Annotated in this window: 9 protein-coding genes; 5 read left to right on the top strand and 4 right to left on the bottom strand. The window is 68.9% G+C overall.

The features are described from left to right. Position 1: 1 nt before the first annotated feature. Positions 2–1963 carry an ArnT family glycosyltransferase gene (locus AD72_RS10900; RefSeq protein ID WP_231644784.1) on the bottom strand — a complete coding sequence of 654 codons (1962 nt, stop codon included), beginning with the start codon at positions 1961–1963 and terminating at the stop codon, positions 2–4. A 102-nt stretch (positions 1964–2065) separates the two neighbouring features. Between AD72_RS10900 and AD72_RS10905 the strand changes: the two genes are divergently transcribed. Next, positions 2066–2746 (top strand): response regulator transcription factor, encoded by a 681-nt coding sequence (locus AD72_RS10905; protein ID WP_031466344.1) that lies wholly within the window; start codon positions 2066–2068, stop codon positions 2744–2746. Continuing rightward, positions 2746–4134, top strand: coding sequence for a sensor histidine kinase (locus tag AD72_RS10910; protein WP_031466345.1), 1389 nt, complete (start codon positions 2746–2748; stop codon positions 4132–4134). The genes AD72_RS10905 and AD72_RS10910 overlap by 1 nt, the downstream gene beginning before the upstream one ends. On the opposite strand, the gene AD72_RS10915 is transcribed toward AD72_RS10910, so the two are convergent. Beyond that, positions 4121–5416, bottom strand: a complete 1296-nt coding sequence (locus AD72_RS10915; RefSeq protein WP_231644785.1) for an MFS transporter — start codon at positions 5414–5416, stop codon at positions 4121–4123. The genes AD72_RS10910 and AD72_RS10915 overlap by 14 nt on opposite strands. Before the next feature lie 4 nt (positions 5417–5420). Continuing rightward, on the bottom strand, positions 5421–6284 hold the full coding sequence (locus AD72_RS10920) for a MurR/RpiR family transcriptional regulator (protein ID WP_031466347.1): 864 nt from the start codon (positions 6282–6284) through the stop codon (positions 5421–5423). A 71-nt stretch (positions 6285–6355) separates the two neighbouring features. Here AD72_RS10920 and AD72_RS10925 point away from each other — a divergent pair, with 71 nt between their 5' ends. The 3 genes from AD72_RS10925 (at position 6356) to AD72_RS10935 (ending at position 10983) form a co-directional block, all read left to right on the top strand. Further along, positions 6356–7858: an aromatic amino acid ammonia-lyase gene (locus tag AD72_RS10925; protein ID WP_231644786.1), complete on the top strand. Its 1503-nt coding sequence runs from the start codon at positions 6356–6358 to the stop codon at positions 7856–7858. A gap of 10 nt (positions 7859–7868) precedes the next feature. Continuing rightward, positions 7869–9407, top strand: coding sequence for an HAL/PAL/TAL family ammonia-lyase (locus AD72_RS10930; RefSeq protein ID WP_031466349.1), 1539 nt, complete (start codon positions 7869–7871; stop codon positions 9405–9407). Between the two features lie 247 nt (positions 9408–9654). After that, a complete protein-coding gene (locus AD72_RS10935) occupies positions 9655–10983 on the top strand; it encodes an HNH endonuclease signature motif containing protein (protein WP_082468867.1) in 1329 nt (442 codons plus the stop codon). Here AD72_RS10935 and AD72_RS10940 read toward each other — a convergent pair. After that, a complete protein-coding gene (locus tag AD72_RS10940; protein ID WP_031466351.1) occupies positions 10874–11833 on the bottom strand; it encodes an NAD(P)-dependent alcohol dehydrogenase in 960 nt (319 codons plus the stop codon). The genes AD72_RS10935 and AD72_RS10940 overlap by 110 nt on opposite strands. Positions 11834–11852 lie beyond the last annotated feature (19 nt).

Genomic DNA, 11852 nt, shown 5'->3' on the forward strand with positions numbered 1-11852 from the left:
TTCACCGGCCGCAGCGGTACAGCGTGTCCGGAGCGGGACCGGACACGCGTCGCTGTTTCCGTTCCGCAGCGCCGTAGGCGCGCGGATCGACCACGGTGCAGTGCCCGGTGATCCAGTCCTGGCGGCGTTGCTGGGCGGGGCTGCTCATCCCGCCGCGCGTCCGCTTCGGGGACTGGGCGAGCACATAGCGCAGCGCCCCGGTGCGCACCCAGTCCCGCAGCCGCGCCACGGACGGCACTTCATCGCTGCCCATGAATCCGCCCATGCCGATCACGGTGGCCCCGGTTCCGGTGATGAACTCCGCGGCCGGGACAGCTCCGCTGTTGATCGCGAGATCGATCGCCGCGCCCTCGCCGTGCCGCACCGCGTAGTCGAGCATCCGGCGCTGTACCGGGCTCAGTCCGCCGTCGCCGGGCCCCATTCCGCCGGTCACCACGATTCCGTTCCCGGTCTTGCTCACCTGCGGTGCGTTGCTGTTCGGCCCGGCCGCCGGAATGCCACCGCTCGTGGTGCCGATGGCCGCGGCCCCCGCCCAGCTCGCGGGGGCCAGCAGCATCGCGAGCAGGCCGAGCACCAGGGCGGGCCGGATGATCCGCCGCGGCCGTACCGTGCCGAACCGGGCACCCACCAGTCCGGTGACCGCGAGGGCACCCGCCGCGAGCACCACCCAGCGCACCCAGCCGTGCCAGTCCGGTTCCCGTGCGGCCACGGTGAACGCCCAGGCCGTGGTGAGCGCGACCGCCACCGGAAGCAGCGCCCAGGAACCGGTGTGCGCCCGGCGGTAGCGGCGCCACATCCAGGCGAGCCCGGCCGCGCTGATCGCGGCGACCGCGGGGGCGAGCATGGTCGTGTAGTAGGGATGGAAGATGCCCTGGGTGTAGCTGAACACCAGACAGCTCAGCAGCAGCCAGCTCGCCCACAGCAGCCAGCCGGACAGCGCCGCACGCGGGATGCGCCCGCGCACCGCGGCAACCGCGATCACCAGCAGCACGAACAGGCTCAGCGGGAGCAGCCAGGAGATCTGCCCGCCCACGGCCTCGTTGAACATCCGCAGCAGTCCCGGATCGTCGGAGGTCATGATGGCACCGGGCGGCACCGGCATCCCCGCTCCGCCCGGTCCCCCTGGTCCGGGCGCGCCACCCGGAACGGCACCACCCCCGCCACCGAAGAGCCTGCCGAAACCGTTGTAGCCGAACACCAGGTTCCACGCGCTGCCGTCGGTGCTGCCGCCCATATAGGGTTTGCGGCCCGGCCACCAGTCGTGCAGCGCGACCCACCATAACGAGGACACGAACAGCACCACGGCCGCACCGAGCAGGCCGAGCAACCGTCGCCGCATCGGCACCGGCGCCCCGAGCAGGTACACCAGCGCGAAGCCCGGAACGAGAATCCAGGCCTGCAGCATCTTGGCCAGGAACCCGCAGCCGAGCAGGAAAGCGCACAGCAGCAACCATTTCGTGCCCGCGCTCTCCGGCTCCAGCGCCCTGGTCAGCGCGTAGGCCGCGGCCACGAGCAACAGCACGAGCAGGGTGTCCGGGTTGTTGAATCCGTTGATCGCCACCGTGATCGGGGTGAGCGCGAGGATCACGGCAGCGAGCAGCGCGGCCCGTTCCCCCGCCCAGCGCCGCACGGTGCGGTGCAGCAGGAAGACCGTGGCCACCCCGGCGAGCAGCTGCGGCAGCATCAGCGCGAACCCGTGGAAACCGAACAGCCACACCGAAATCGCTTGCGGCCACAGGGAAAGCGGTGGTTTGTCCACGGTGACCAGGCCGTGCGGATCGAAGGTTCCGAAGAGGAAATCGGTGCAGCCGCGGGTCATCGATTTCGCCGCGGCGGCATAGTACGAGTTGCCGAGCCCTGCCCCACCGGCCCGCCAGCCGTACAACGCGGCGGCGAGCGCGCAGATCACCGCGATCGCCGGAATTCTCGGCATGCGCAACCGGTCCCCGATGGCTATAGTCACCCGGTCACCGTGCCGGGCGGCGGCTAAGAGAAGGCTTGCCGCACGCTGTGGAGATCGTGAGAGAACCCGGCTCGCCGCGGATCCGGTAGTAGCCTCGGGAGAATGCGGGTGCTCGTGGTTGACGATGATCCGGATGTGCGCGAAAGCCTGCGGCACAGCCTGGAATTCGAGGGGTACGAGGTGGAGACGGCCAGCGATGGCGCGCAGGCGCTCGATCGGCTCGCCGGGCTGGACGCACCGGTTCGCCCGGACATCGCGATCATCGACATCCTGATGCCGGGCACCGACGGGCTGGAGACCTGCCGCCGGATGCGCGCGAGCGGAGAACGGATGCCGGTGCTCATGCTCACCGCACGGGACGCGCTCGGCGATCGGATCACCGGACTGGACGCGGGTGCGGACGATTATCTGCCGAAGCCGTTCGCGCTCGAGGAGCTGCTGGCCCGGCTGCGCGCGCTGCTGCGGCAGAACCGCGGCCACCGGCAGCCCTCCGTGCTGCGGTTCGCCGATCTGGAACTGGTTCCCGGCACCCGCGAGGTGCACCGCGGCGGCCACCCGGTCTCGCTGACCCCGACCGAGTTCGACCTGTTGCGGTGTTTCCTGGAGACGCCGGGTCGAGTGCTCGGCCGCGCACACCTGCACCAGCGGGTGTGGGGCTATGACTACGGAACCAACAATCTCGACGTGTACATCGGCTATCTGCGGCGCAAGACCGAGGTGGACGGGGCGCAGCGGCTACTGCACACGGTGCGCGGCGTCGGCTTCATCCTGCGACTGCCCTGATGCGCGACCGGGAACGGAAACTGTTGCTGCGCAACAGGATCGCGATCACCGGTGCCTGTATCGTCGCGGTCGCGCTGATCGGGGTGAGCCTGACGACCTGGCTGGTCACCGAACACAACCTGCGCGATCAGCTGGACCGCACCCTGGTGGAGAAGACCACCCGGCAGCGCATGGTGCTCAGCGATGGCAGCGATTCACCCCCGCAACCGCGCGAAGCCCCGGAAACCGCCATGCTCTGCGGTACCACCCCGGTCGACAAATCGCTGCGCAACTTCATCGAGGACATCGAGCTGTTGCGCGCCGACGGACGCAGTTGCGGACCCGAGAAGTCCCGGATCCAGGAGCTGCCGGGCGATCGCGGCGTGGACCGGCTCACCCTGCGCGATGGCAGCACGCTGTCCGGCATCCCGGTGCGGCTGGCGCTGCGCCCGCTCGAGAACGGGGATGTGCTCGTCTACAGCCGTCCGCTCGCCGATATCGAGGACACCCTCGCCGGGCTGCGGGATGTGCTGATCGCGGTCTGTTTCCTCGGCATCGTCGGCGCCGCGGTCACCGGCCTGGTGCTGACCAGGCGCGCACTGTCCCCGATGCAGCGGCTGACCACCGCGGCCGAACACATCGCGCGCACCCAGGACCTGAACACCCCGATCGAGGTCTCCGGGCGGGACGAGACGGGCAGGCTGGCCACGGCGTTCGCCGCGATGACCGCGGCACTGCGCGATTCCCGGCAACGCCAGCGCAGGCTGGTCACCGATGCCGCGCACGAGCTGCGCACCCCACTGACCAGTCTGCGCACCAATATCGAACTGCTCGGGCGCAGCGCGCGCACCGGGAAGGCCATTCCCGCCGAGCGGCACACCGAGATCCTCGACCGGCTCACCGCGCAGGCCACCGAATTCGGCGAGCTGATCGGGGAACTCGTGGAGCTCGCCAGGGACGAGACCGAGCTCGCCAGGACGCCGGTGGCCATACACGAGGTCGTGGAGCGCGCGGTGCACCGGGCGACCATCCGCGCCCCCGAGCACGAGTTCGATGTGGACAGTGCGGAGTGGACGGTGCTCGGTGATGCGGCCGCACTGGAACGGGCCGTGCTGAACCTGTTGGACAACGCGGTGAAATTCGCCCCGCCCGGTTCGGTGATCACCGTCCGATCGGTGCCCGGCGAGATCACGGTCACCGATCAGGGACCGGGAATCGCCGCGGCACAACGGTCCAAGGTGTTCGAGCGGTTCTGGCGCGCCCCCGAGGCCCGCGCCCTTCCCGGATCCGGGCTGGGCCTGGCCATCGTGGCCACCGTCGCCGGCGCGCACGGTGGCAGCGCGGAGTTCGTGGAACCACCGCAGAGCCGCGGAGCCCGGGCGCGGATCAGCCTGCCTATTTCAGGTTGAGGTCCCTGGTCTCCGGTGCCATGGCGACCGTGGTGACGGTGCCGATCAGCAGGATCGCGGTCAGGCACAGCATCGAGGCACCGAAGCCGATCCCGGAGATCGCGATCGGCAGCAGGAAGGTCCCCGCGGCGGAACCGAGCCTGCTCGCGCCGTTGAGCAGGCCGACCCCGGAACCGCGCAGTTCGGTGGGGAACAGCTCGGGCGGGTAGACCTGGTCCAGGTTCGAGGAGGCGGACATGACGAAGGTGAAGATCAGGAACAGCCCGAAGATGAGTGGGATCGGCCCGTCCGGCCACAGCGAGATCACCCCGAGGCTGGCAGTCAGCACCACGAACGACCAGATGAGCAGCCTGCGCCTGGACAGTTTCGCGACCAGCCACAGCCCGCCGATCCCACCGGCCAGCAGGAAGAGGTTCAGCAGGGCGTTGCCGAAGAATTCGTCCTCCCCGAAGCCGACCTTCACCAGCATGATGGGCAGGAAGGTGTAGATCGCGAAGTACGGGATCACCTGGCAGTTGTAGAACACGATGCCGAACACGGTCTTCTTCAGATGCGCACGGCCGAACAGTTCCCGGTATCCGCCCGCGTTCTCGTTCGGTTCCGCGGCGATCGCCTCGATGTCCACGCCCTTGCCGATGTATTTGGCGATGATCGCGCGCGCCTCGTCGATGCGGCCCTTGCTGATCAGCCAGCGCGGGGATTCCGGGGTACCGATCCGCAGCACCAGTACGAGCACCGCGGGCACCGCCCCGGTCATGAGCAGCCAGCGCCACGCGTCCGGGCCCAGGTTCACCAGATAGTTCCCGAGGAAGTACGCGGCGACATAACCGACGGTCCACAGCACGGTCAGCGAGGCGAGCATGCCGCCGCGGTGTTTGCGTGGCACGAATTCCGCGACCAGTGTCGGCCCGAGCGCGTAGTCCGCACCGATCCCGATCCCGATGAGCAGCCGGAGCACGAACAGTTCCACCGGACCGGTCACGAAGAACTGCAGCACCGAGGCGATCGCGATCAGCAGGAAATCCAGCAGATAGAGCAATTGGCGCCCGATCCGGTCGCCGAGCCAGCCGAGCGCGATACTCCCGGCGAAGATCCCGATCAGCGCCGAGGCACCGAGCAGCCCCTGCCAGGCGGCACCGAGATGCATCTGCGGGGCGATGGCCGCGAGCGCGATCCCGATCGTGCCGAGGTGATAGCCGTCGGAGAAGTTCGCGCCGAAGGTCAGCGCGGTGATCTTGAGGTGGAACCGGTTCAGCGGTACATCGTCGAAACCGGTGCTCACCTGGCTATCGCTCGGTGAAGATTTCTTGCTCGGCAGCATAACGGTCGAAGCCTTCCAATCGTTGCCGTGCGCGCGGTCCCGCGGCGTCGGCGATGGTCTCCAGGAGCGCGACCGAGAGCGAGACGATCGCGGCATGCGAGTCGAACACGAGTTCCGAGCCGACCCCCACGTGCAGCACATCCCCGGCGTGCTCGGTGATCGCCGAGACCGGTTCGTCGGTTATCAGCACGACGCGCATGCCGAGTTCCCCGGCGAACCGCATCGCGGCCGCGGTTTCCCGCGGATAACGGGGCATCGCGAAGAACACCGCCTCGCTTGCCCCCGCCGCGCGCGCGTGCCCGAGCTGGTCGAGCAGCACGGTGCCGCCGTTGGTGAGCACGCGGACATCGGGATGGATCTTGGCGGCCAGATACCCGAACAGGCCCGCGACGTGCGCGGAGACCCGGAGTCCGGAAACCACGAGCGGGACCGAGGCGTACAGCCGCTCGGCGATCCCGGCAAGGCGTTCCTGCCCGGCGAGTTCGGCGTGCAGCGTCTCCAGCCGCGCGATGTCCTCGCGCACCCCGAGCTGCAGCTTGTTGCCCTCCTCGGCGGGTTCGGCGGCCTCCAGGAAGCCGCGCATCGCGCGCCGGAACTGCGGGAACCCGTCGAAGCCGAGCAGGGAGACGAACCTGGTCACCGAGGGCTGGCTGACCCCGGCCCGCTCGGCGAGCTCGCCACTGGTGAGTGCCGCCGCCTCGCCGATGTTCGCGAGCAGGTACTGCGCGATCCGCCGCTGCGCCGGGGTCAGCGTCCGGCCGGCGAGCAGCTCGTGCAGCGCCCGCGACGGTGTCGAGGCGCCCGTTCGCGGCTGCCGGGACACCGCCATGGTCATCACCCTTGATTCGTGCCGAAGAATGTGTTTCATTCAAAATGGTCAATGAATGGAAACTTGTCAAGATGGAGATCGCCGTGGATGAGGCGCAGGCAGGAACGGGCGCGGACGACTTCCCGACCTCGGCGACCCGGATCACCGTGAATGGGATCGGCCTGCGGTGCGCGGACGTGGTGCGCATCGCCCGCTCACAGGCCTCGGTCGAACTGGCCGAGGACGCGATCGAACGGGCCCGCGAGGCCAGCGAGATCGCCGAGCGGACCGGTGCCGAACGCGCGGTCTACGGGCGGACCACCGGTGTCGGGGCCAATCGCGACCACATCGTGGACAGCGGGTCCGCCGTCGAGCACGGGCTGCGCCTGCTGCGCAGTCACGCCGGGGGAACCGGGGAACCGCGCAGCCCCGAATCGGTGCGCGCCTGCATGGCGATCCGGCTCAACCAGCTGGCCGCGGGCGGCAGCGGGGTGCACCCCAGGGTGTTGCGTGCCCTGTCCAGCGCGCTCGGGGTCGGGGCGCTGCCCACGGTGCACACCCGCGGGGCCATCGGCACCGGGGACCTCACCGCGCTCGCCGAGGTCGGGCTGACCCTGGCGGGCGAGAATCCCTGGTCGATCGGGGGCATCCCGCCGATCGTGATCAATCCCGGCGACGCGCTCGCGTTCATCAGCAGCAACGCGGCCACCCTCGCCTCGGTCACCCTCGCCTGGCACGACCTGCGCAGGCTGCTGCGAGCCAGCCATGTGGTGACCGCGCTGTCCTTCCTCGCGCTCGGCGGTTCCCCGGAGGCCTACGCGGCCGAGGTGCACGCCGCGCGCCCGCATCCCGGTTCGGTGGAATGCGCGGCCGCCATGCGCCGGGTGCTCGGCCTCGAGGAGCACCCGGTCAGCGGGCGGCGGCTGCAGGATCCGTTCGGGCTGCGCGCCTTCCCGCAGGTGCAGGGGCCCGCGCTGGAGGCGATCGACGCACTGGAATCGGTGCTGGCCATCGACATCAACGCCGCGGCCGAGAACCCGCTCATCTCCAGGGAAACCGGGACCGTGTTCCACCACGGGCACTTCTCCACCGCGCACCTGGCCCTCGCGCTGGACCGGGTGCGCGCCGCGCTGCACCATGTCGCCGAACTGTCCGCGACCCGGCTCGGCGATCTGGTCGAACCCGAGCAGACCGGGTTGCCCGCCTTCCTGGCGAGCGGGCCATCGGGCAGTTCCGGGATCATGATCCTGGAATACGTCACCCATGACGCGCTCGCCGAACTGCGGCACGCCGCCGCCCCGGTCACGCTCGGCACCGCGGTGATCTCCCGTGGCCTCGAGGACCACGCCAGTTTCACCACCGAGGCCGCGCGCAGCACGGCGACCGCGATCGACGCCTATCGCACGATGCTCGCCTGCGAACTGCTCGCCGCGGTGCGCGCCCTGTGGCTGGCCGATGCCCAGTTGCCCGATGTCCCCGCGGGGCGCGCCTATGCGGCCGCCCGCGACACGATCGCCCTCACCGCGCCCGACCACCAGCTCACCGGCGAGATCGCGCGCGCGAGCACGGTCATCGACCGGCTCGCCGACTACTGAAAGGCAGGCAATGTTCGCGAACGAGATCTCCTCGGTGGCACTCGGGGAGAAACCGGTGACGATCACCGAATTCGTGGCAGTGGCCCGGTATCACGCCCGGGTCGAGTTCACCGAGTCCTATGTGGACAGGGTGCGCGCCTCCCGTGCGCTCATCGAGCGGTTCCTCGCGGAGAACCGGTTGATCTACGGGGTGACGACCGGATTCGGGGACAACTTCACCGAGGTGATCGCTCCCGAGGACGCTGCGGAACTGCAGGCGAACATCGTGCGCTCGCACGCGGTCTCGGTCGGCGAACCGCTGCCCGGGGAAGTGGTGCGGGCGATCTGGCTGATGGAACTGATCGGGCTCGGCAAGGGGTACTCCGGAACCGGGCCGGAAACCCTGGAGCTGATCCGCACCCTGCTCAACGCGGACGTGCTCCCGTACGTTCCCGGTGAAGGCTCGGTCGGCTATCTCGGTCCCGAGGCGCACATGGCGCTGCTGCTGATCGGTGAGGGAAGGGCATGGCTCGACGGGGAACTGCTGGACGGCGCCGAGGTGCTGCGCCGGGTGGGTGCGCGGCCGATCCGGTTCGGCTGCAAGGAAGGGCTGAGCCTGACCAACGGAACCCATTCGGTGACCGCGATCGGGGTGCTCGCCGCACACGACGCGAACCTCGCCGGGCAGACAGCGGACATCGCCGCCGGGCTGAGCCTGCAGGCGCTCAAGGGCACGGTGCGCGCGCTCGATCCCCGGCTGCACGCGGTGAAACGGCATCCGGAGCAGGCCGGTGTCGCGGCCAATCTGCGCCGGATCACCGAGAACAGCCCGCTCAGCGAGGAATTCCTGGACTACCGCCTGCAGGACACCTACAGCCTGCGCGGGATCCCGCAGATGCACGGCGGCGCGAAACGCGCGCTGCACCAGGCCTGGACCGTGGTCGAGGAGGAGCTGGACTCGGTCGGGGACAATCCGATCATCGTGCCCGAGGACGGGGACGGCATCGCGCTCATGGGCGCGAACTTCGACAGCACCTATGTCGGCATCCAGTCCGATGCCATGACGAACGCGCTGACCGTGCTCGCGAAGATCGCCGAACGCCGGACCGACCGGATGGTCAACAGCAACTTCAGCGAACTGCCCGCCTTCCTCGCCCCGGATCCCGGTCTGCACAACGGGTTCATGATCGCCCAGTACACCTCGGCGGCGCTGAGCATGGAACTGCAGGGAATGGCCAGTCCCGCCTCCGCGCGCACCGTGCCGACCTCGGCCAACCAGGAGGACCCGGTCAGCAACGCCTACTCAGCGGCGCTGTCCGCCTACCGCGCGGCCGGGAAACTCGGCTACATCCTCGCGATCGAGCTGCTGTGCGCGGCACAGGCTTTCGATCTACTCGCCCCGCGCAGGCCCTCCCCGGTCAGCGAGGCGGTCAAGGAACTGATCCGCTCCGCGGCCCCCGAGGTCACCGGGGACCGGGTCTTCCACGGGGACATCGAAGCCATCCGGGAATTCGTGCGCCACGGCGAGGTGTTGCGCACCGTGGAGGCGCGAACCGGCCCGCTGGAATAGGCCCGCGGCGGCGCACGGTTACCTCGCCCTGCCACCCGCTGGCCGGGCCGGGGTGCTCGTCATCCAGGGCGAGCTCCCCGGCTTCTCCCGCGCCCGCGTGCACGAACGCCCTCGAATTCCCGCACGGTGAACTCGGCTGAGCGAGCTGATTGGCGCGGCATGAGCCGGCGCTCGTTGTTCTAGTCCATTCCGGCGATACCCGATCGAGCCACTTAATTCTGATCGCTTTTCTGCTATTATTCATGGCATGAACACTGGGGATAGTTCGACGATGCCACCGATCGGAGCATCGTCGAACAGAGAAATGCTCACCGAACTCGGCGAACGGTTCACATTGTTACGTCGAACCGAAGCCGAGATCCTGAATCTTGTTGCACTGCTTGATAAACACGGTGCTCCGGTGGAGTTCGGCTATCGTGGTTCACCTGCGCGAATGGTCGAGGATGTGGCGCGGGTCGGTTTGGGCGAGGCGCGCCGGATTGCGGATCGCGCGCGAGCGCTTTTCGGAGCGCTGGGAATCAGCGGTGAGCCACTGTCGCCGGAGTTGCCGAATACCGCGGAAACCTATGCACGCGGGGAACTCGGCAGTGAGCATGTGGATCGGATCCGGAAGTTCGCCGCGGAGTTGCCCGCGGATGTGTTGACCGGAGAATCCTGGCCGGTCGCGGAAAACTGCCTGGCGCAGATCGCCGCTGAAACTGGTCCGCGTGAGTTGAGCCGCCCGATCCGGGAACTGCACGCCCGCCTCGATCCGGATGGTCACCCACCAAACGATCGGGACCCCTCGCGACCACGACGGGAGATCTGGCTGCGGCAGCACAACCACGATTGGCGCATCGAAGGCCACCTGGACCAGGAAAACGGCTTGAAACTACGCAGTGTCCTCGATGTGCTGAGCAAAACCCGCGGCCCGGAGCTTCGACGGCCGAGTGAACGGGATGCCGATGCGTTCGCCGACATCGTCCAGCTCGCTGCGAGCCCGGAGAATCTCCCCGAAAACGGAGGAGAACCGTTCACCGTCATGGTCACCATGACCGAAGAATCCCTGCGCGAAGGCATCGGCCACGGCACCACCATGGACGGCACTACCATCCCCGCCACCCGACTACGCCGCATCGCCTGCGACGCCGGAATCATCCCCACCGTCCTCGGTAGTGACGGCGAAGTACTCGACATGGGATGCCGGGACCGCACCGCACCACCGAAACTCCGACGCCGACTCATCGCAAGAGACCGCGGCTGCGCCCACCCCGACTGCGACAAGCCGCCCGCCCTCACCGAGGCACACCACATTCGGCATCACGCCAACGGCGGACTCACCACCGAGGACAACATGCTGCTGCTGTGCGCCTACCACCACACAGCGATCCACAACACCGAATGGGAAGTCCGCATCCGCAACGGCAAACCAGAGTTCGCTCCACCCAGCTACCGCCACGACACCGAACACTCCGCGCAGCACGCGGTCAGCCGATCTCGACGAGGATCTTTCCGCGCACCCCACCGGATTCCAGGTCCTGGTGCGCTTTCGCGATGTCGGCGAGCGGATGCACCCGGTCCACCACCGGGGCGATGAGGCCGTTCTCGGTGAGCCGGGTCAGTTCGGCCAGATCCGCCTGGTACGGGTTCCCGCTGAAGAACCGCACCCGCTGTTTGCCGAACACCGTGGAACCGAGGATGTAGCCGATCGAGGACACCGGCCGTTCCGTGTCGAACGCGATCGAGACCATCCGCCCGCCCGGTGCCAGGGCGGCCCGGGAACCGCGCAGATCGGTGCCGACGGTATCGAGGACCACGTCGAACCTGCCGAGCTCGGCCACCCCGGTCTTGCGGTAGTCGACGGCTTCCGCGGCACCCAGTTCCCGGACGAGGTCCAGGTTGCGCGTCCCGGCGAGCCCGGTCACCCGAGCGCCGAGTGCCGCGCCCAGCTGCACGGCGATGCTGCCGACCCCGCCGCTGGCCCCGCGCACCAGCAGCCGCTCCCCCGCGCGGAGTTTCGCCTTGTCCCGCAGCGCGGTCACCGCGGTCGTCCCGACGGGCAGCGCGGCCGCCTGCACCAGGTCCAGCTCCCGCGGGGCATGGGCGACACGATTCGCGGGCACGGCGAGGAATTCCGCAACGCTGCCCATCGCACGCCCGAGCACTCCCCATACCCGGTCCCCCGGCGCGAACCCGGAAACCCCCGGTCCCACCGCCGCGATCTCCCCGGTGAAGTCGATTCCGGTCCGCTTCGGGCCCTGTTCACCTCGAGCCCACAGTCCGGTGAGGAACCTTATCCGGCCCGACCGCGCGTGCAGCTCGCCGCCGTTCACACTCGTCGCGGCGACCCGCACCAGGACCTGACCCGGTCCGGCCTCGGGTTTCGGTACGTTCCCCACATAGAGCACATCCGGTGTTCCGTATTCGTCGTACAGTGCGGCGCGCATTGGCTTTCCCTTCCCATCG

This window comes from Sciscionella sediminilitoris (assembly GCF_000737195.2).
Classification (GTDB): domain Bacteria; phylum Actinomycetota; class Actinomycetes; order Mycobacteriales; family Pseudonocardiaceae; genus Sciscionella; species Sciscionella sediminilitoris.